This is a genomic window from Streptomyces sp. NPDC041814 (assembly GCF_055590565.1).
This window is the reverse complement of the sequence record NZ_JBVJAM010000018.1, coordinates 99,577-119,162: the sequence shown is the minus strand read 5'-3', so window position 1 is coordinate 119,162 and position 19,586 is coordinate 99,577. Positions and strand designations below refer to the sequence as shown.

General features: G+C 73.5%; 20 protein-coding genes. 10 read left to right on the top strand and 10 right to left on the bottom strand.

Going from position 1 to position 19,586, the window contains the following annotated elements:
- Positions 1-51: 51 nt before the first annotated feature.
- From ACZ6C6_RS33320 to ACZ6C6_RS33300, 5 genes are all read right to left on the bottom strand, one after another.
- Entirely contained in the window at positions 52-1,335 is a 1,284-nt protein-coding gene (locus tag ACZ6C6_RS33320) for an aspartate aminotransferase family protein (RefSeq protein ID WP_469208361.1), read from the bottom strand.
- On the bottom strand, positions 1,332-2,174 hold the full coding sequence (locus tag ACZ6C6_RS33315; RefSeq protein WP_469208359.1) for a nitrilase-related carbon-nitrogen hydrolase: 843 nt from the start codon (positions 2,172-2,174) through the stop codon (positions 1,332-1,334). Before ACZ6C6_RS33315 ends, ACZ6C6_RS33320 begins: the two co-directional genes overlap by 4 nt.
- A gap of 164 nt (positions 2,175-2,338) precedes the next feature.
- Positions 2,339-3,739, bottom strand: coding sequence for a hypothetical protein (locus tag ACZ6C6_RS33310; protein ID WP_469208356.1), 1,401 nt, complete (start codon positions 3,737-3,739; stop codon positions 2,339-2,341).
- Between the two features lie 123 nt (positions 3,740-3,862).
- Entirely contained in the window at positions 3,863-4,243 is a 381-nt protein-coding gene (locus tag ACZ6C6_RS33305) for a PPOX class F420-dependent oxidoreductase (RefSeq protein ID WP_469208353.1), read from the bottom strand.
- A gap of 46 nt (positions 4,244-4,289) precedes the next feature.
- On the bottom strand, positions 4,290-4,559 hold the full coding sequence (locus ACZ6C6_RS33300; protein WP_469208351.1) for a helix-turn-helix domain-containing protein: 270 nt from the start codon (positions 4,557-4,559) through the stop codon (positions 4,290-4,292).
- 55 nt (positions 4,560-4,614) lie between these two features.
- On the opposite strand from ACZ6C6_RS33300, the gene map reads away from it, so the two are divergent.
- A complete protein-coding gene (gene map / locus ACZ6C6_RS33295) occupies positions 4,615-5,382 on the top strand; it encodes a type I methionyl aminopeptidase (RefSeq protein ID WP_469208349.1) in 768 nt (255 codons plus the stop codon).
- On the opposite strand, the gene ACZ6C6_RS33290 is transcribed toward map, so the two are convergent.
- Both ACZ6C6_RS33290 and ggt read right to left on the bottom strand, forming a co-directional pair.
- Positions 5,379-6,200, bottom strand: a complete 822-nt coding sequence (locus ACZ6C6_RS33290; protein ID WP_469208386.1) for a glycoside hydrolase family 75 protein — start codon at positions 6,198-6,200, stop codon at positions 5,379-5,381. The genes map and ACZ6C6_RS33290 overlap by 4 nt on opposite strands.
- A gap of 63 nt (positions 6,201-6,263) precedes the next feature.
- The gene (gene ggt / locus ACZ6C6_RS33285) at positions 6,264-8,081 is read right to left on the bottom strand and encodes a gamma-glutamyltransferase (protein ID WP_469208347.1); all 1,818 of its coding nucleotides are present in this window, start codon (positions 8,079-8,081) and stop codon (positions 6,264-6,266) included.
- Between the two features lie 105 nt (positions 8,082-8,186).
- Between ggt and ACZ6C6_RS33280 the strand changes: the two genes are divergently transcribed.
- Positions 8,187-8,930 carry a hypothetical protein gene (locus ACZ6C6_RS33280; RefSeq protein ID WP_469208344.1) on the top strand — a complete coding sequence of 248 codons (744 nt, stop codon included), beginning with the start codon at positions 8,187-8,189 and terminating at the stop codon, positions 8,928-8,930.
- Between the two features lie 19 nt (positions 8,931-8,949).
- Here ACZ6C6_RS33280 and ACZ6C6_RS33275 read toward each other — a convergent pair whose 3' ends face one another.
- Both ACZ6C6_RS33275 and ACZ6C6_RS33270 read right to left on the bottom strand, forming a co-directional pair.
- Positions 8,950-10,029, bottom strand: a complete 1,080-nt coding sequence (locus tag ACZ6C6_RS33275; RefSeq protein WP_469208343.1) for a serine hydrolase domain-containing protein — start codon at positions 10,027-10,029, stop codon at positions 8,950-8,952.
- 29 nt (positions 10,030-10,058) lie between these two features.
- Positions 10,059-10,934 (bottom strand): IclR family transcriptional regulator, encoded by an 876-nt coding sequence (locus ACZ6C6_RS33270; protein WP_469208341.1) that lies wholly within the window; start codon positions 10,932-10,934, stop codon positions 10,059-10,061.
- Between the two features lie 54 nt (positions 10,935-10,988).
- On the opposite strand from ACZ6C6_RS33270, the gene ACZ6C6_RS33265 reads away from it, so the two are divergent.
- Genes ACZ6C6_RS33265 through ACZ6C6_RS33245 form a run of 5 tightly spaced genes read left to right on the top strand, consistent with a single transcriptional unit; the run spans position 10,989 to position 16,084 of the window.
- Positions 10,989-12,563, top strand: a complete 1,575-nt coding sequence (locus ACZ6C6_RS33265; RefSeq protein ID WP_469208339.1) for an ABC transporter substrate-binding protein — start codon at positions 10,989-10,991, stop codon at positions 12,561-12,563.
- Positions 12,563-13,543 (top strand): ABC transporter permease, encoded by a 981-nt coding sequence (locus ACZ6C6_RS33260; protein WP_469208337.1) that lies wholly within the window; start codon positions 12,563-12,565, stop codon positions 13,541-13,543. The genes ACZ6C6_RS33265 and ACZ6C6_RS33260 overlap by 1 nt, the downstream gene beginning before the upstream one ends.
- The gene (locus ACZ6C6_RS33255) at positions 13,540-14,445 is read left to right on the top strand and encodes an ABC transporter permease (RefSeq protein WP_469208335.1); all 906 of its coding nucleotides are present in this window, start codon (positions 13,540-13,542) and stop codon (positions 14,443-14,445) included. Before ACZ6C6_RS33260 ends, ACZ6C6_RS33255 begins: the two co-directional genes overlap by 4 nt.
- Entirely contained in the window at positions 14,442-15,269 is an 828-nt protein-coding gene (locus ACZ6C6_RS33250) for an ATP-binding cassette domain-containing protein (RefSeq protein WP_469208333.1), read from the top strand. The genes ACZ6C6_RS33255 and ACZ6C6_RS33250 overlap by 4 nt, the downstream gene beginning before the upstream one ends.
- Positions 15,266-16,084 carry an ATP-binding cassette domain-containing protein gene (locus tag ACZ6C6_RS33245; protein ID WP_469208331.1) on the top strand — a complete coding sequence of 273 codons (819 nt, stop codon included), beginning with the start codon at positions 15,266-15,268 and terminating at the stop codon, positions 16,082-16,084. Before ACZ6C6_RS33250 ends, ACZ6C6_RS33245 begins: the two co-directional genes overlap by 4 nt.
- Positions 16,085-16,092: 8 nt before the next feature.
- Here the strand turns inward: ACZ6C6_RS33245 and ACZ6C6_RS33240 are convergent, their stop codons facing one another.
- Positions 16,093-17,046 carry an ROK family protein gene (locus ACZ6C6_RS33240; RefSeq protein WP_469208329.1) on the bottom strand — a complete coding sequence of 318 codons (954 nt, stop codon included), beginning with the start codon at positions 17,044-17,046 and terminating at the stop codon, positions 16,093-16,095.
- Between the two features lie 41 nt (positions 17,047-17,087).
- On the opposite strand from ACZ6C6_RS33240, the gene ACZ6C6_RS33235 reads away from it, so the two are divergent.
- From ACZ6C6_RS33235 to ACZ6C6_RS33225, 3 genes are read left to right on the top strand one after another with little or no spacing between them, the layout of a single operon-like run.
- Positions 17,088-17,894 (top strand): creatininase family protein, encoded by an 807-nt coding sequence (locus ACZ6C6_RS33235; protein WP_469208327.1) that lies wholly within the window; start codon positions 17,088-17,090, stop codon positions 17,892-17,894.
- A gap of 29 nt (positions 17,895-17,923) precedes the next feature.
- Positions 17,924-19,051: a mandelate racemase/muconate lactonizing enzyme family protein gene (locus tag ACZ6C6_RS33230; RefSeq protein WP_469208325.1), complete on the top strand. Its 1,128-nt coding sequence runs from the start codon at positions 17,924-17,926 to the stop codon at positions 19,049-19,051.
- The gene (locus tag ACZ6C6_RS33225; protein ID WP_469208323.1) at positions 19,048-19,452 is read left to right on the top strand and encodes a RidA family protein; all 405 of its coding nucleotides are present in this window, start codon (positions 19,048-19,050) and stop codon (positions 19,450-19,452) included. The genes ACZ6C6_RS33230 and ACZ6C6_RS33225 overlap by 4 nt, the downstream gene beginning before the upstream one ends.
- Positions 19,453-19,586: the final 134 nt, after the last annotated feature.

Sequence of the window (19,586 nt, the reverse complement as noted above, 5' to 3'; positions counted from 1 at the left end):
GTGGAACGCGGGTGCGGGGTCCGGCTCCCGCACCCGCGTGGTGGTCGGCGCTCAGCCCACCGTGCGCAGCGCGTCGGCGAGGATGTCCGCGCCCTCCTCCGCCTCGGGGATCGCGAGCGAGAGGGGCGGTGCGATCCGCAGCACGCTGGTGTTGTGGCCGCCGCCCTTGCCGATGAGCAGGCCGCCCTCGCGCGCCGCCTCCAGGACGGCCGCGGCCGCTTCCGGGTCGGCCTCGTCGGTGCCGGGCCTGACCAGCTCGATGCCGATCATCAGGCCCCGGCCGCGCACTTCGCGGACGCGCTCCGAGGTGGCGCCGATCGCGCGCAGCCGCTCGATGAGCAGGCCGCCGACGCGGCGGGCGTTGCCCTGGAGGTCGTGTTCCAGGAGGTACGAGAGGTTGGCCAGGCCGGCCGCCATGGTGACCGGTGAACCGCCGAACGTCGAGATGGAGTTGGCGTCCAGGCAGTTCATGACCTCGGCGCGGGCGACCACGCCGCCGATGGACATGCCGTTGCCGATGCCCTTGGCGAAGGTGAGGATGTCCGGCGGCCCGTTCTGGGCGTGGGCCTGCCAGCCCCAGAAGTGTTCGCCGGAGCGCCCCCAGCCCGTCTGCACCTCGTCGGAGATCCACAGCACACCGTGCCGGTTCAGCACCTCGCGGAACGCGCCGTACAGACCGTCGGGCGGTGAGGTGAAGCCGCCGACGCCCTGGATGGGTTCGGCGATCAGGGCGGCCGGGGTGCGGGTGTGGCCGAGCAGATCCTCCAGGTCCGCGACGCAGGCGGCGGTGAACTCATCGTCGCTCAGGTGCGCGTAGGGGCCGCGGGTGCGGACACCGCCGTGCACGTACAGGGTCTGGAGCGGCGAGAGGCTGGTGGGTGACCAGGCGTTGTTGCCGGTGATGGAGACCGCGGAGAAGGACCGGCCGTGGTAGCTGTTGCGCATCGCCAGGATCTGGTTCGACCTGCGGTACGTGGTGGCCAGGAGCAGCGCGGTGTCGTTGGCCTCGGTGCCGGACGTGGTGAAGAAGACCCGGGCGTCCGGGATGCCGGAGAGCGAGGCGACGCGTTCGGCCAGCTCGATCATCGGGCGGTTGAGGTAGAGCGTCGAGGAGTGGATGATCCGGCCGGCCTGCTCGCTGACGGCCTTGGTCACCTCGGGCAGGGCGTGGGCGGTCATGGTGGTGAGGATGCCGCCGAAGAAGTCGAGGTAGCGGTTGCCGTCGGCGTCCCAGACATGGCGGCCCTCGCCGTGCGTGATCTCCAGCGGGTGGCGGTAGTAGAGCGCCAGCCAGTCGGGGCTGACGGCGAGGTGGCGGTGGTGGAGGCTGCTCACGGCTCGACCAGCCCCTCGTACGCGTCGGGTCGGCGGTCCCGGTAGAACGCCCACTGCTGCCGGACCTCTTCGATGAGCCCGAAGTCGAGGTCGCGAATGAGGAGTTCCTCCTCCTTGTCGCTGGCGACGTCGCCGACGAACTGGCCGCGCGGATCCACGAAGTAGCTGGTGCCGTAGAAGTCGTTGTCGCCGTACTCCTCCTGGCCGACGCGGTTGATCGCGGCGATGAAGTACTCGTTGGCGACGGCGGACGCGGGCTGCTCCAGCTGCCAGAGGTAGCCGGAGAGGCCGCGCGAAGTGGCGGACGGGTTGTAGACCAACTGGGCCCCGTTCAGGCCTAGTTGTCGCCAGCCCTCGGGGAAGTGCCGGTCGTAGCAGATATAGACGCCGACCTTGCCGACGGCGGTGTCGAAGACCGGCCAGCCCACGTTGCCGGGTTTGAAGTAGTACTTCTCCCAGAAGCCCTTGACCTGCGGGATGTGGTGCTTGCGGTACTTGCCGAGGTAGGAGCCGTCGGCGTCGATCACGGCGGCGGTGTTGTAGTAGAAGCCGGACTGCTCCAGCTCGAAGACCGGGACGACGATCACCATGCCGGTCTCGCGGGCCAGGTCCTGCATGCGCCGTACGGTCGGACCGTCCGGCACCGCCTCGGCCCAGCGGTAGTGCTCGGGCTCCTGCACCTGGCAGAAGTAGGGGGCGTTGAACACCTCCTGGAACCCGATGATCTTCGCCCCCTGCCGGGCGGCCTCGCGGGCGTGCTCCTCGTGCTTGGCGATCATGGATTCGGTGTCGCCGGTCCAGGTCGCCTGGACGAGTGCGGCGCGTACGACGTGGGACATGAGCTGCTCCTTCGACGCGGCGTCAGAGAGCCTTTTCGTGCTTCTTCTACGCCCGTAGACACGTGCGTAGGGGAGAACGTAAGCCCCGTCACACGGCGGGGCAAGACCATCGCAGTGAACCGGCTGAGTCGATCATGTTTCACACCCGTGCGGGCCAGTGCGCCTCAGCCGAGGCCCGCGACCCGCAGCGCGTGCTCGACGCCTCGCTCCCGCGCCTCGGACACCGTCCGGGCGGCGGCAAGCAGTTGCGGCACGAGGCGGGGCGGGTCGACCGAAGCCACCTCGGCCGCTTCCTGCGGCGACCGCACCCGCACGAAGGCCCCGAGCAGCAGCTGGGCCAGCGGCCCCCGGCCCGCCCGGTCGAGGGCGGTCGCGGCGTCGGCGACCTCGGCGGCCGGACGTGCGACGCCCTGCCGCAGCAGCTGCCCGCAGTCCTCGGTGCGCCCCGCGGCGGCGAGCGCGTCCACGGCGGCTGCGAGCCCGTCCGGGGGCAGCGAGGCGACCTCCCAGAGCAGGGTCGCCCAGTCCGCGCCGAGCCCGGCCCGGTGCAGCTCGACGGCCAGGAGCGGCAGCCGGTGCGCGGGGAGGGCCGCCGCCTGGCAGAGCACGGCGTGGGCCTCGCCGCCGCGGCCCTCGGCCCGCAACCGGAGCAGCGCGCCGACGGCCCCCCGGGCGATCCGGAGGGCGGCCGGGTCCGGCGGGGCCGTGGGCCGCTCCGTGTCCGGTGCGGCGGGTGCGCCGCCGAAGCGGGCGCCGCGCGGTGACCCGGTGGGCGCTGCGGGGAGGACGGGCGCCTCGTCCCCCCTGCCCGCGACCCCGGCATCCAGCCCGGCGAACCGCGCCCCGGTCCGCTTGCGTTTCCGGGCGGACGGGGTGGGCGGGGCCTCCGGTGTCCGCTCGGGGGTGGCGGTCGAGTGCGCCGGGCGCGGCTCCGGCGCCGCGGTCCCGGGCTCCGCCTCCCACACCGGCGCGGCGGTGGGGGACGCCGGTGGCCACCCCGGCGCCGCGGTCCCGGGCTCCGCCTCCCGCACCGGCGCGCTGGGCCACCCCGGGGCCGTTGCCGTGCCGGTCCGGTCCGGGGCACGGGAGAGGGCCGAGAGGCGCCGCCGGAGTTCGGCGCAGCGGGCCGAGGCGCGGGCGTGGTCGTCGCGGGCCCAGGCGAGCGCCCCGGTGACCTCGTCCCCGTCACCGCTCTCGCGGGCCGCCCGCAGCCGCTCGGCGGCGTACGCCTGCTCACGGAGCATGAGGCCGAGCCGTTCCACGAGCCGCGCGCGGCCGCCCGGTCGGCGGTCGAGGCCGAGGGCGCAGTCCGCGTGGAGCCGGGCGGCACGCGCCGCCGCCTGCTCCGCGTACGCGGTGCCCCGCGCCTCCGCCAGGTCCGAGAAGAGCGCTTCCAGCACGTCCCAGGGCGGCAGCTCCGCCCCGTCCAGGCAGGCGGCCACCCCGGCGGGGTCGCGTCGCCGGAAGACCCCGTACCAGCCGCTGCCGGGGTCGAGCAGCGCCACCAGCTCCCGCAGGTGGCGTGCGAACTCCTCTACGGATACCGCCTCTTGATGCACCGTCACCGTCACCTCCGGCCGCCGTCGGCTGGAATCCTCCAGCCCGGGCATTGGACCGCGGGCGTGTTACGGGACGGCTACGCGGACTTTGCGGGTCCGAGGCGACCGGGGCGGGGCCGGGGCCGAGGCTCAGAGGGTGATGGCGATCCCGGTGTGCGGGCGCTTGCCGAGGCGGACGATCATCGCCGGGTAGTCGAGGAGCCAGTACTTCCAGGTGTACTTCCGCCCTATGGCGCGGCGCACGGCGGCCGTCTCGCGCTCGTCGAGCAGCCGGGCGGTGCCCTCGGCGCTCGGGGCGCCCTCCTCGGTCCGGCCGCGCACGTCGCAGACGGTGACCCGGACCCGCTTGTCGTTGCGCAGGCGCTTGACCTTCCAGGAGTCGGTCTTGGTCCAGACGAGCAGTTCGCCGCCTTCGGCCACCGCCCAGACGGGGGTGGCGACGGGCGTGCCGTCCTTGCGGTACGTGGTCAGGCTGACGTACTCGCTGCGTGCGAAGTCCTGGAGGCTCATGGCCCCAGCGTAGGCGCGCGGGCGCAAGCGGGGCGCGAGCGGGGCGCTATCCGGCGAGGGGCACGACCGCCGGTTCCGGGGCGCAGCGCAGCAGGAGTTCGTCCATGGAGAGGCCGAGGGCACCGGCGAGGGCGGCAACGGTGAAGAACGCCGGGGTGGGGGCGCGGCCGGTCTCGATCTTCCGCAGGGTCTCGGCGGAGATTCCGGCTCGGGCGGCGATCTCGGTCATGCTGCGGGCGCCTCGCGCCTCGCGCAGCAGCAGACCGAGCCGTTCGCCGCGCAGGCGCTCTTCGGGGGTCAGGGGGGTGCGGACCATGCCGTCATTCTAATACCGTTCGGACCGGTATAGTAATTGCGGTATTGTAATTGGCATGGTGCAACTCAAGACGGACACATCCATCGAAGCCATGCGTGCGGCCGGCCGCGTCGTCGCCCGCATGCTCACCGCCGCCCGGGAGGCCGCCGGGGTCGGCGTCTCGCTGCGCGAACTGGACGAAGTGGCGCGCGGCGTGCTGCGCGAGGCGGGCGCGGGTTCGCCGTTCCTCGGCTACCGGCCGCACTTCGCCCCGGTCCCCTTCCCCGCGGTCATCTGCGCGTCGGTCAACGACGCGATCGTGCACGGCATCCCCACGGACTACCGGCTGCGCGACGGCGACCTGGTCAGCATCGACGCGGGTGCCACGCTGGACGGCTGGGCCGGCGACTCGGCGATCAGCTTCACCGTGGGCCGCGCCCGCCCCGCCGACACCCGGCTCGTCGACACCGCGTACCAGGCCCTGGAGGCGGGCATCGCGGCGGCCACCGTGGGCAACCGGATCGGCGACATCGCGCACGCCATCGGCACCGTCTGCCGCACCGCCGGCTACGGCATCCCCGAGGGGTTCGGCGGGCACGGCGTGGGCCGCGAGATGCACGAGGACCCGGGGGTGCCCAACGAGGGCCGCCCGGGGCGCGGGATGCCGCTGCGCCACGGCATGGTGCTGGCCATCGAGCCGATGCTGACCGGGGGCGGCGTGGACACGTACCGCGCGGACCACGACGGCTGGACCCTGCGCACGACGGACGGCAGCCGCGCCGCACACGCCGAGCACACGGTGGCGATCACGGACGACGGCCCCCGCATCCTGACCGCGCTCTAGTCACCGCGCACGAAATTCTCCGCGAGGGCCCGCCCCGTACGCACGGCGGCCTCGTGGTCCTCGATCGGGGAGACCCGGGAGTCCTTGAACAGGATGTACGTCACCCCGGAGGGCACGCCGCCGCCGGCCGGGTCCGGGTCGATGCCGAGCGACTTCGCCGCGGCGTACGAGGCCTCGCCGATGATGTGCTCCGGGCCGACGTCGCCGACGACCGCGTACTCCACCTTCTCGCCGTGGACGACGGCGACGACCCCGCCTCCCCTGATGCCGGATTTCGCGTGGTCCCAGACGCCGGAGGGCGCGGGCACGACCACGTACGGCAGCTTCTCCGCGTCCAGCGGCCGGCCGTCCGAGGTGTGGAAGGCGGTGTCGCCGTGGAAGGCGGGGTCGGTGGCGGGGTTGCAGGCGGCGGTCGTCCGGCCGTCGCAGTCGACGTCCAGGTCGGCCTTCCAGAACACCGCGTCGCCCTCGCCGCACACCGGAACGGTCGCCGAAACCGCCTCGTCCGTGCGGTACTTGCCGTTCGAGACCTGCTCGCAGGCGGACACCCTGCCCAGCAGGTCGGCCGCGCCGACCCCGGTGTCCTCCCGGTCGGGGGCCGGGGCGGGCGCGGGTCGGGAACGCTGCGCCCGGGCGGGCGCCCGGTGCACCTGCGCCACCAGGGCGAACGGCACGGCCGGCGGGACGGGCCGGGCCGAGGGCGCGGGGGCGGCGAGGGCCGGGGCCGGGTCCCCCGCCACGGCGAGGGTGACGGGGGCCGGTGTGCCGGCGGTCAGCAGCGCGGCACCGGAGGCCGTGACGAGGGCAAGCGTTCGGATACGCACTGAGGGGCGCCCTTCCTGGCGAGGATTTCCTTGCGCCCCCCTGTCGGTCCGCGGCGGTCAGGACCGCCCGCTCGGCCTCACCACCATCGCGGAACCGCCGCCACGCCGCTCCTTCTCGGCCGCGGCGAGCCACCGCCCGTCGGGCAGCCGCTGCACGCCGGTAGCCGCGCCGATCTCCGGGTTGAGCTTGAAGACGTGGCCGAGGGATTCCAGCTTCGCCCGCAACGGGCTGTTCCAGAGCGCCGGTTCCAGCTCCGTGGCCGGTGCGTTGCGCTGGCTGGCCCGGGGCGCGGCGATGGCATCGACCAGCGGGAGCCCTCGGTCCAGCTTGCCGGTCAGCGTCTGGAGCACGGTGGTGATGATGGTGGCGCCGCCGGGTGAGCCGAGGGCGAGGACCGGCTCGCCGTGCCGGAGCACGATGGTCGGCGAGATCGAGGAGCGCGGGCGCTTGCCGGGACCGGGCAGATTCGGGTCGTGGACGGCGGGGTCGGCCGGCGCGAAGGAGAAGTCGGTCAGCTCGTTGTTGAGCAGGAAGCCGCGCCCCGGCACGGTGATCCCGCTGCCGCCGGTCTGCTCGATGGTCAGTGTGTACGCGACGACGTTGCCCCACTTGTCGGCGGTCGTCAGGTGCGTCGTGTTCTCACCCTCGTACGTGGTGGGCGCGGCCTGCCCCGTGGAGCCGCAGGCCCCGGGGTGGCGCGGGTCGCCCGGGGCGAGCGGGCTGCTGAGCACCGCGTCGTCCTTGATCAGGCATTCCCGCGCGTCCGCGAACCTCTGGCTGAGCAGGCCCTCGGTCGGCACGTCCTCGAACGCGGGGTCGCCGACCCAGCGCCCCCGGTCGGCGAACGCGATGCGACTGGCCTCGATGTAACGGTGCAGGTACTGGGCCTCGCTCGCCCGCGAGAGGTCCGTGGACTCCAGGATGTTGAGGGCCTCGCCCACCGTCGTACCGCCGGAGGAGGACGGCGCCATGCCGTACACGTCGAGCCCCCGGTAGTTCACCTTCGTCGGCGCCTGACGCAGCGCGCGGTAGGAGTTCAGGTCCTTCGCGGTCAGGTCGCCGGGGCGCACCACCCGGTCGGACGCCGGGTCGACGGGCGGATTGCGTACGGTCCGTACGACGTCCTCGGCGATCTCCCCCCGGTAGAGCTCGTCCACGCCCCGGCGGCCGACGTTTTCGTAGGTGCGCGCCAGGTCCGGGTTCCTGAGGACCGAGCCGACCTCGGGGAGCTTCCCGCCGGGCAGGAACAGCTTGCGGGTGGCCGGGAAGTCCCGGAACCGCTCCTCGTTGCCCGCCGTCTGCGAGCGGAACGTTTCGTCCACGACGAAGCCGTCCCGGGCGATCCGCTCGGCGGGCTTCAGGACCTGGCGGAGCGACTTGCTGCCCCAGCTGTTCAGGGCGGTGTCCCAGGTGGCGGGCGTGCCGGGGGTGCCGACGCCGAGCCCGCTGGTCACGGCGTCCGCGAAGGCGAGCGGCTTGCCGTTCTCCAGGAAGAGGGAGGCGTCGGCGCTGCGCGGTGCGGTCTCGCGGCCGTCGATGGTGCGGACGGTGTGGCTGCGGGCGTCGTAGTAGACGAAGTAGCCTCCGCCGCCGAGCCCCGCCGAGTACGGCTCGGTGACGCCGAGCGCGGCGGCCGTGGCCACGGCCGCGTCGACCGCGTTGCCGCCGTTGCGCAGCACCTCGATCCCGGCGGCCGTGGCGTCCGCGTCGACGCTGGAGACCGCTCCCCCGTATCCCACCGCGACGGGTGACTTGGGAGGTGGCGCGGGGGGGCCCGCGGGGTGGGCGGACGAGGAGGGGGCGGCCGCCCCGACCGATACGACGGCGGCCAGAATGGCCGCCAACGACACATTTCGCCTGATGGAACGTCGCATGCGCAACCTCCGGTGAAGGATCGTCCGCGCAGGGTAACGCCGCTCCGGCCGCCCCGTCAGGACCGCCTCGAACTTGAGGCCGAATGCCCGCTAACATGCCCGCCCATGACTGACGACGTACGCAACATCGCGCTGGGCGTGATAGCCGCCGGGATCAGCGCCGCCCTCGGCTGGCTCGCGCGCACTTATCTGTGGCGCCGCAAGCTCCGCCGCAAGCAGGCGTTCTTCGGGCTGCCGGGGAACTCCGAGTGTCTGCTCGTCGTCAACCGCGACGCGGGCGGTGAGGGCTCGGTCCACCGCCACGACGTCTTCGCCCTGCTGGAACTGTCCGCTCTGATCAAGGACTGCGAGGCGCACGCCCAGATCCTGTCCCACGACATCGCGCAGCAGGGCATCGGCGAGCGGACCGAGTTCTGCGTCGGCGGCCCGGTGTCGAACCGCCGGATGGCGGCCCACCTGCACTCCCTGCTCCCCGGAGTGCGGATCAACACCGAACCGGAGCCCGGCCCCGACCGGGGCGCCTTCCAGATCGGCTCGGAGCGCTACCGGGCCGAGAAGGGCGTCAGCGAGTACGTGCTGCTCGCCCGGCTGACCACCGGTCAGGACGCCAGACCGGTCTTCCTCTTCTGCGGCCAGCAGGCCATCACCAACCAGGCCGCCACCCGCTACCTGGCCCGCAACCACGAGCGCCTCTTCCGCAAGCACGGCAACAACACCTTCTGCCTGCTCCTGAAGGTGGTCAACTCCCAGGCCTACGGCCCCGACGTGGTCGAGCTGGTCGCCGACGTGACCCGCGCCGCCCAGGCCCCGGTGCCCGCGCCGCGCACCTCGCACCGCGCGGCGACCTGAAGGCCACCGGCAGGGAAGGTCACGCGGAACGGCGCTCCGTGCGGTGGAACTCCCGCCTCAGCTCGCTGAATCCGCGCTCCTCGCGGCTGGGGTGGACGCGATTGGCGAGCAGGACGGCGTAGCGGCCGGCCGCAGGGTCGAGCCACAGGCTCGTACCGGTGAACCCCGTGTGGCCGTACGATTCCGGGCCGAAGGTGTCGCCCACCGGCGAGCCGGCCGGGTCCTGCCCCTGCCAGGCCAGTGCGCGGCGGAGATTGAGGTGGTCCGTGCGCGGGGCGGTCATCAGCGTGAGGGTGTGCGGCTCCAGCAGCGGGGGGCCGCCGCCCAGCAGGCTGAGCGCGATGCGTTCCAGGTCCGCGAGGGTGGAGAAGAGCCCCGCGTGGCCGGCGACGCCGCCGAGTACCACGGCGTTCTCGTCGTGCACCTCGCCGACGACGGTCCGGCCGCGCCAGGGGCAGGCTTCGGTGGCCACCGCGCGTTCCCGGTCGGCGGGGGCGGGGCGGAAGCGGGTGCCGGTGAGGCCGAGGGGTGCGCACACGAGCTCGTTCATCAGCTCGTCCAGGCCCCGGCCCGTGGCCTGTTCGGCGATGAGGCCGAGCAGGATGAACCCCTGGGAGGAGTACGTGACCCGGGTTCCCGGTTCGGCGTCGCGCGGCAGTGTGCCGAGCGCCGTGAGCAGCGACTCGCGGGTGGGGTGGTCGCGGTAGAGCGGGACCCCGCCCGGCAGTCCCGAGGTGTGGTCGAGGAGCTGGGCGATCGTACGCGGGGCGTGCGGGCTCGCCGCGTAGCGGGCCAGGTGCTGTCCGACGGTGTCGTCGAGGCGGAGGGTGCCCCGCTCCACGAGCGCCATGACGACCAGGCCCGCCAGCGGCTTGGTCACTGAGGCCAGGTCCCACAGGTCGTCGCCGTCCAGCGCGGGCCCGCCGATCGCGCGGGTGCCCGTCCAGCCGCGGTCCAGCGGGCCCGACGCGTCACCGACCGACCAGGCGGCACCCGAGTAGAGGCCGCGTGCCCGGCCGTCCTCCAGCAGCCGGCGGCGGACGGCGGCGGCCGCCTGCGCACCGGAGGGCGCCACGCCCAAGTCCCGGGCGTTCACCATGACTTCTCCTGCCTCTCGGGTCCGTCCACTCACCGTTCGTCCGCCTCCCGGTCGGACCCCGGGACCAGTCCGAGCCGCGCACCGGTCGGCGCGGCCAGGCTCGCCGATACCGCGGTCGCGGCCGAGCGCACCATCGGCCCGTACTGCCGTGCCGCCGCCTCGTCCAGCGTGAAGGCGAGCCCGGTCAGGACGAGGGCCCCGGCCACGCGGCCGGCCGCGTCGCGCACCGGGGCGGCGAGCGCGCGCCGGTCGGCCCAGGCGTCGGTGCCGTCGAAGGCGTAGCCGTCCCGGGCCGCGGCGGTCAGGGCGGCGCGGGTCGCCTCGTCGGCGGGGGCACCGTCGGGGCCGGCGGACAGCTGTTCGCGCTCCTCGGCCGGAAGGGCGGCGAGCAGGGCGAGGCCCGCCGCCCCGGCCGTGAGCGGTTCGCGGAAGCCGGGGCTCAGGTCGGGGCCGAGGGCCTGCGCGGGGGCGCGGACGTCCAGATGGATGACCGTGCGGTCGTCGCGGACCACGTACGAGGCGAACAGTCCGGTGCGTACGCGGAGTTCGTCCAGGAGCGGCCCGGCCCGGCGCAGCGCGGCGTCGTCGGCGAGCGCGGCGGCGGCGAGGCCGAGGAGCCGGGGGCCCGGACGGTAGCTGCCGCCCGGGTCCGCCGCGGCGTAGCCCGACGCGGCGAGGGCGCGCAGCAGCCGGTGCACGGTCGGCTTGGCCAGACCCGTACGCCGGGCCAGGTCCGCGAGGCGGTGCGGGGCGCCTGCCCCGGCGAGCGCCGTCAGGACTTCCATCGCCTTGTCCACCGGGCCGGGCGCGGGCGGCGCGGTGTCCGCTCCGGCGCCCTCAAGGGCGCCGATGGGCACCGCGGCGGAGGTCTGCTGCTGCGAACGACTGTTGACCGGTTTCCCCATGTGGCCTACCTTACCCGAACTGCATTCCATTCACCGGAACGAGTGTGTTGTCCAATGGAACGAATACGTGAAGGGGGAGGCGGCCCGAGCGTCGGGTGCTCCCGCCGTTCGGTGCTGCGGCTGACCGGCCTCGCGGTGCCCGCTCTCGCCGCTCCCGCCCTGCTGACCGGGTGCGGAGCACCGTCGGCTACCTCGGCCGGCAATGTGCTGCGGGTCTCCCAGACCGGGGACCCCAAGACGATGGACCCGCACAAGCAGGGCGACATGACGTCGATGAACGCCCTGATCAACATGTTCGACACGCTCACCACGCGGGGGCGCGACAACTCGCTCCAGCCGCGGATCGCCCTGTCCTGGAAGGCCGTTGAGCCCAAGGTGTGGCGGTTCGAGCTGCGCCGGGGCGTCACGTTCCACAACGGGGAGCCGTGCGACGCCGAGGCCGTCCGCTTCAGCATCGAGCGGCTGCTGGACCCCGCGACGAAGTCGCCGATCGTGGAACTGCGTTACGTCGAGGGCGTCAAGGCGGCCGGACCGTACACGGTGGACGTGCACACCTCGGTGCACGACCCGATCCTGCCCGCGAAGCTGTCCCTGTTCGGGGGCGTCGTGGTGCCTCCGCGCTACCTCGCGAAGGTCGGCGACGAGGGCTTCGCCGCGCACCCGGTGGGCACCGGCCCGTTCACGTTCCGGCGCTGGCAGCGCGACCACGAACTGCGCCTCGCGGCCTACGACCACCACTGGCAGGGGCGCCCGCACGTCGACGAACTGGTCTTCGTGCCCGCCCCCAACTCCTCCTCCGCGCTGGCCGCGCTGCAGAGCGGCGGCGTTGACATCGTGGCGGGCATGACCCCGGACGCGGCCCAGCAGTTGGCCGGCTATCCGGGGGTGCGGATCGACCACCACACCGGGATCCGCACCTCGTACCTGTCGCTGGACACCCTTTCCGAGGGGCCGCTGCGCGACCGGCGCGTACGGCAGGCGCTCAACCACGCCATCGACGTGCCCCTGCTCATCAAGGCGGTGCTCGGCGGGAACGCCACCGAGGTCCCGGCGATGATCCCGCGCGGCGCCTTCGGTTTCGACGAGTCCGTGAAGCCCTTCGAGCGCTCGCTCACCAAGGCCCGCGCGCTGCTGGCCGAGGCAGGGCACCCCGACGGCATCAGCACCTCGATCACGGCATCCAACCTGGATGCCAACGTCGCCGAGGCCATCGCCGGGCTGCTGTCCCGCGCCGGTATCCGGGCCAGGGTGAATCTGCTCGACCCGGGCACGTACTCCCAGCGCCTGACCTCCTCCAACCACGGCGCGCTCGGCCCCGTCTACCTGGCCGCGTCGACCGTCTGGACCATGGACGGCGAGAGCATGCTCCAGTCGAACGTGCGCAGCGACCGGCGGCAGAGCCGCTGGCACCACAAGGGCGCCGACCGGCTCGTGGACACCGAGGAGCTGTCCGTGGACCCGGCCGTGCGCCGCCGCGCCTTCTCGGGACTCCAGCAACTGATCAAGGACGAGGCGCCGTTCGTGCCCCTCTACCAGATCGACAACATCTACGTGCACAACACCCGGCCGAGCTGGACGCCCGGCGCCGCAGGGGTGCTGGACATGGCGAGCGCGAAGGTGGCCGTGTGATGAGCCAGACCCTGACCGCACCCGGTGTACGGGTCCCCGGGCACAGCCGAGCGTGGGCCGTGCTGCGACCCGCCGCCTCCCGGCTCGGCGCCGCACTCCTGGTCCTGCTCTGCACCGCCACCGTCGTGTTCTTCCTGGTACGCCTCTCCGGCGACCCGGTGAAGGTGATGCTGCCGCCCGACGCCACCGCCCAGCAGGAGGCCGTGCTGCGGCACAGCCTGGGCCTGGACCGCTCGCTGCTCACGCAGTACCTGGACTACCTGTGGGGCCTGCCGCGCTTCGACTTCGGCAACTCCCTCTTCTACAACCAGCCGGTCCGCACGGTCCTCGCCGACCGCGTCCCCGCCACACTGCTGCTCGCGGCGGGCGCCCTCGTGGTGACGCTGGTGATCGCCCTGCCCGCCGGCACGATCGCGGCGATGCGGCGCGGCAAGGCCGCCGACCGCGGCGTCATCACGGCCGTCCTGATCGGCCAGTCGACCCCCGCGTTCTGGGTGGGCATCCTGCTCATCCTCGTGTTCGCCGTCGGGCTGCACGCGCTGCCCGCCTCCGGATACGGCACGTTCGCGCATCTCGTCCTGCCGTCGGTCACCCTGGCCGTCTACTCCGTCGCCGTCGTCGCGCGGCTGCTGCGCTCGTCGCTGATCGACGTGCTCGGCTCCGACCACATCCGCACGGCCCGCGCCCGGGGTCTCGGACCGGTGCGCACCGTGCTCCGGCACGGTCTGCGCAACGCCTCGCTGCCCGTGGTCACGGTCGTCGGACTGGAGGTCGGCAGCCTGCTCGGCGGCGCGATCCTCACCGAGCAGGTCTTCTCCTGGCCGGGGGTCGGCCAGCTGACCGTGCAGGCCATCGCCAACCGCGACTTCCCCCTGGTCCAGGGCACCGTGCTGCTCTTCGCCGCCACCTTCGTCGTGGTGAACCTGCTCGTGGACCTGTCCTACGGCCTCCTCGACCCGAGGGTGAGGAACTCCCGATGACCACCATCGCCCCCGCGGCCCTTCCCGCCGCTCCCGCTCCCGCCCCGGCCCAGCCCTCCGTGCTGCGCTCACTGCTGCGCAACCGGCTCGCCGCCGTCGCGCTCGTCTTCCTTCTCCTGATCGTCGTGTGCGCGGTGTTCGCGCCCCTGATCGCGCCGGCCGACCCGGCCGCCCAGAACCTCCTCGGCAGGCTCCGGCCGCCCGCCTGGCAGTCCGGCGGTGACAGCGCCCATCTGCTCGGCACCGACCAGCTCGGGCGCGACCTGCTCTCCCGGGTGGTCTACGGCACCCGTGTCTCCCTGCTCGTCGGCGCCGGTGCGGCCCTGCTCGCCGGGGTGATCGGCACCGTCGCGGGCCTCGCCTCCGGATACCTCGGCGGCTGGACCGACCGGGTCGTGATGCGGTTCGCGGACGTCCAGCTCGCCTTTCCCGCGATCCTGCTGGCGCTCGCCGTCGTCGGATTCGTCGGCTCGGGCCTCGGCTACGTGATTCTCGTGCTCGGCGTCACCGGCTGGGTGTCGTACGCCCGGGTGGTGCGCTCCGAGGTGCTGTCGCTGCGCACCCGCGACTTCGTCACCGAGGCCCGCGCGATCGGCGTCGGCGACCTGGCGATCATGCGGCGGCACCTGCTGCCCAACGTCATGGCGCCGCTGGCCACCATCGGCACACTGCACATCGCGTCCGCGATCGTCGCCGAAGCCTCGCTCAGCTACCTGGGCCTCGGCGTCCCCAAGGAGACCGTGACCTGGGGCGGCATGCTCGCCGACGGACAGCTCTACCTCGGCACATCCTGGTGGATCGCCGTCTTCCCCGGCATCGCCCTGATGCTCACCTCCCTCTCCATCAACATCCTGGGCGACGCGCTGCGCGACGTCGCGGACCCGAAGGCGTACCGCCGATGACCGACTCCGCACCCACCCCGCCCGCCGGGCCCGTCCTCGAATTCCGCGACCTGCGCGTCGACTTCGCGCTCGCCTCCTCGACCGTGCACGCCGTGCGCGGAGTGAACTTCTCGGTCGCCGCCGGAGAGACCCTGGCCGTCGTCGGCGAGTCCGGCAGCGGCAAGTCGGCCACCGCCCTGTCCGCGATGCGGCTGAACCCGGAACCTCCCTGCGTGTACGCGGGCGGCCAGGTGCTGCTCGACGGCCGGGACGTACTCGGCCTGCGCGAGAAGGAGTTGCGCAGGGTCCGCGGGTCCCGGATCTCCATGGTCTTCCAGGACCCGATGACCAGCCTCGACCCGCTGCAACGGGTGGGCGACCAGGTCTCCGAGGTGCTGCGGCTGCACGGCGACCACACTCGGGCCGAGGCCCGCCGGGCCGCCCTGACCGCGCTGGACGAGGTCGGCATCCCCGATCCGGAACGGCGCTACCGCCAGTACCCGCACGAGCTGTCCGGCGGTCTGCGCCAACGCGTCATGATCGCCTCCGCGCTCGTCGCCCGCCCCCGCGTCCTCATCGCGGACGAGCCCACCACCGCGCTCGACGTGACGGTGCAGCGGCAGATCCTGGAGCTGCTCGTGCGGCTCCAGCGACGCCACGGCATGGCCGTCCTGCTCATCACCCACGACCTGGGCGTCGTCGCCGAGACGGCCGACCGCGTCGTCGTGATGCGGCACGGCGAGGTCGTCGAGACCGGCGACGTCGAACAGGTCTTCGCGCGTCCCGCCGCCGCGTACACCCGCGAACTGCTGGCCGCCACTCCCCGACTGGAGCCCGTCGCATGACCACGACCCCGCTGCTGGAGATCGAAGGACTGCGCAAGGAGTTCCCCGGCCGCCCGCCGAGCGTCGCGGTCGACGACGTCTCCCTCACCGTCCGGGAGGGCGAGACCTACGCCCTGGTCGGTGAGTCCGGCTGCGGCAAGACGACGCTGACCCGGCTGCTGCTGCGGCTGCTCGACCCCACCGCGGGCAGCGTGCGGTTCGACGGCACGGATCTGCTCGCCCTGAAGGGGGCCGCGCTGCGGCCGCTGCGCCGGCAGATGCAGGTCGTGCTCCAGGACCCGTACTCCAGCATGAACCCGCGGCTGCGGATCGCCGACATCGTCGGGGAGCCCCTTGTCACGCACGAGGAGTGGGCGCGCGGGCGGCGCGGCCGGGCGAAGGTACGCGACCGGGCCGGGGAGCTCCTCGCAGCGGTCGGCCTGGACGCGGGCATCCTCGACCGCTATCCGCACGAGTTCTCCGGCGGGCAGCGCCAGCGCATCTCCATCGCCCGCGCCCTCGCGCTGGAACCGCGCCTGGTCGTGCTGGACGAGCCGACGAGCGCGCTCGACGTGTCCGTCCAGGCCCGGGTGCTCGACCTGCTCGCCGATCTCCAGGACCGCCTCGGCCTGACCTACGTCTTCATCTCGCACAACCTGGCCGTGGTGCGGCAGATCGCCGACCGGGTGGCCGTGATGCGACAGGGCCGGATCGTCGAGTCCGGGACCGCGGACCAGGTGTTCACCGCGCCCGCGGACGCGTACACCCGGCGCCTCCTGGACGCCGTACCCGTTCCCGAACCCGGCCGCCGGATTCTGGGGGGAGTCGGCGCGTGAGGTCCGCCCTACGCCCCCGAGAGGACCAGGCCCGCCGCCCCCAGCAGCGTGCCGGTGTCGGCGGGCTCGCCGAGGACCACGGTGGGGAGCTCACCGCCGAGCGCGTCGGCGCGCAGCCGCGACTCGACCAGGGCCCGGAACGGCTCGCCGCCGTCCAGGGCCTCGCCGTGCAGCACGAACAGGCCGCACGCGAAGAGCTGCTGGACCGTGGCGAGGCCGAGCACCAGGTTCTCCGCGTACCGGTCGACGAGACGGGCGGCGTCCGGGGCGTCGGACGCCACCAGCGCCCCCAGGGTGGCCGCGCCCCGGGCGAAGCCGTGCTCGGCCGCCCGCTCGCGCAGCCAGCGCGTCGTCGCCACGGTCTTCCAGCAGCCGCGCCGCCCGCAGGTGCAGAGCTCACCACTCGCCGTGACCGTCATATGGGCGCCGCTGCGGCCACCGGACGGAGCGAGCACCTCCCCCTCGTAGAGGATGCCGACGCCGAGCACCTCACCGGTCGCGACGGAGGCGAAGGAGCGCCGGCCGCGCCCGGCGCCGAACCAGCGGTCACCGAGCACCTGCACCCGCGCCCGGTGCTCGATCCGCACGGGTGCGCCCGCCAGGGCCGCGAGCCGGTCGGCCACCGGGTAGCCGCGCAGCGCCGGGGCGTCGTTCACCTCGATGATCCGGCCCGCCACCGGGTCCACCACACCGGCCGCCGCCACGCCGACGCCGAGCAGCGGCTGCCCGTCGAAGACCGCGGCCGCCCCGCGCAGCGCAGCGTCCACGAGGGACGGGTCCGCGACCGCCGGGTCGAAGCGGGCCTGTGTCCGGGCGCGCACGGCTCCGGCGCGGGTGAGCAGCGCGGCGCGCACCAGACCGGGCAGCACCTCGACGGCGCCCAGCACACCGCCGTCCCGACCGGCCGGCTCGTCCGGCCGCGGGTCGGGAACCAACCGCAAAGGAATACGTTCATGCGCCATGCGCCGACTCTGTCATGCCCCCGGACCGGGGAGACAGCGGCATGACCCACCGCAATCTGACCGAGACCACCTGGCGCGAGACCCGGGCGGCGGCGCCCGAGGCGATCGCCGTCCTGCCGATCGGCTCGCAGGAGCAGCACGCCGAGCACCTGCCGATGGGCACGGACACGATGCTCGCCGACGCCGTGGTCTCCCGGGCCCTGGCCCTGCTCGACGAGCGGGCGGCCGCCGGCGAGGCCGTGCCCTCCCTCGTACGCCTGCCGACCCTGCCGTACGGACACAGCCCGCACCATCTGTTCGCGGCGGCGCTCACGCTGTCGGCACCGGTGCTCGGCATGGTGCTGGACGAGCTCCTCGACTCGCTGGCCGCCTGCGGCTACCGCCGGGTGCTCGTGGTCAACGGACACGGGGGCAATGACGAGATCATGCGGCTCGCGGTCAAGCGCTTCGCGCTGCGCGCCGAAGTGACGGCGGCCGCGTGCTCGTACTGGACGCTCACCGAAACCGGCGAGCCCGCCGTCGAGGAGGACCCGGACGGGCTCCACGCCGAGCTGGTGCCCGGCCACGCCGGCTGGTTCGAGACGTCGCTGATGCTCGCCGCCCATCCGTCGCTGGTACGCGCCGAGCGCGCGGAGCACGCGCCGGTCGACCCGCCGGCCCTGTTCGACAGGCCGCCCTACCCCGGGCTGACCGTGGAGCGGCACGGCGAGTGGGAGCGGGTGGGCGGCGCCACCGACGACGCGTCCGGTGCCGACGCCGTGCACGGCGAGCGCCTGCTCGACCGCCGCGCCCGCGGCCTGGCCCGCGCAGTGCTCGCCTTCGATGCCGCGTCCCGCCCCCTCGCGTGACCCCCACCACCCCAGACAAGGAAGTCCTCATGAAGATCACAGAGGTCGACGTCCACGTCGTCAACCTGCCCCTGGTCAACCCGTTCACCAGCTCCTTCGAGACGAAGACCGGCGAGACGCGCACCGTGGTGCGCATCAGGACCGACTCCGGCGTCGAGGGCTGGGGCGAGACGATGTGGGGCCGCCCGGTCGCCGCGATCGTCCGCGACCTCGCCGAGGACCTGATCGGCACCAGCCCGTTCGCCCTGGAGGCGTTCCACCGCCGCCACCACATGGTGCCGTTCTTCTACGGATACCTGGGGTACGCCGCCCTGGCCGCGATCGACGTCGCCTGCTGGGACGCCATGGGCAAGGCCACCGGGCAGTCGGTGACCGACCTGCTGGGCGGCCCGGTGCGCGACGAGGTGCCGCTGACCGCCCTGATCACGCGCGCCGACGCGCCCGGGGCCGGTGCGGACGACCTGCCGCGCGCCCTGGCCGAGCACGCCGAGCGCGTGGTGGCCGAGGGCGGCTTCACGGCCGTGAAGCTCAAGGGCACCAAGGACGTCGAGGGCGATGTGGCGATCCTGCGGGCCGTGCGCGCCGCGCTGCCCGGGGTGAACCTGCGCGTCGACCCGAACGCCGCCTGGTCGGTGCCGGACTCGATCCGGGCCGGCATCGCGCTGGAGGAACTGGACCTGGAGTACCTGGAGGACCCGTGCGTCGGGATCGAGGGGATGAGCCAGGTCCGCCAGAAGATCCGCATCCCGCTGTGCACCAACATGTGCGTGGTCCGGTTCGAGGACTTCGCGCCCGCGATGCGGCTGAACGCCGTCGACGTGATCCACGGTGACGTCTACAAGTGGGGAGGGATATCCGCCACGAAGGCGCTGGCCGCGCACTGCGAGACCTTCGGCCTGGGCATGAACCTGCACAGCGGCGGCGAGCTGGGCATCGCCACGGCGGCGCACCTCGCGGTGGTCGCCAGCACCCCGGTGCTGTCGCGTGCCATCGACTCCATGTACTACCTGCACGCGGACGACATCATCGAGCCGCTCACGCTGTCCGGCGGCAGCCTGCGGGTCCCGGACGGGCCCGGCCTCGGCGTCACCGTGGACGAGGACAAGCTGCGCCACTACGCGGGGGTCAACGCCGCGGAAGGAGACCTCACCAAGTGACCGCCGACAGTCCCCTTCCCTCGCGACGCGCCGTCACCACGGCCGGGGCCCCGGCCCCGATCGGCGGGTACAGCCAGGGCATCGCGGCGGGTCCGTACCTGTTCACCTCCGGCTTCGGCCCGCAGGACCCGGTCACCGGCGCACTCGGTGACACCATCGAGGAGCAGACCCGCCAGGTCCTGGCGAACGTGAGCGCCCTCCTCGCCGCCGACGGGCTCACCCTCGACGACGTGGTCAAGGCGACGGTCCACCTCCAGGACGTGCACCGCGACTTCGCCGGTTTCGACCGGGTGTACCGGGAGCACTTCGGCGCGCCGCGCCCGGTGCGCACCACGGTCGGCTCCCAGCTGATGGGCATCCTCGTGGAGATCGACGTGGTGGCGCTGCGACACGCACCCTGACAGCGGTACGCACGAGTGGGCCGGTCCGTCCGCGACGGTCCGGCCCACTCGTCGTGTGCCCGCGCGCACCTACCGGCGGCTCGCTCCACCACCGCGGGCATGGCGGCCGCGTCCGCGCGCTCGTGGTCCGGCGG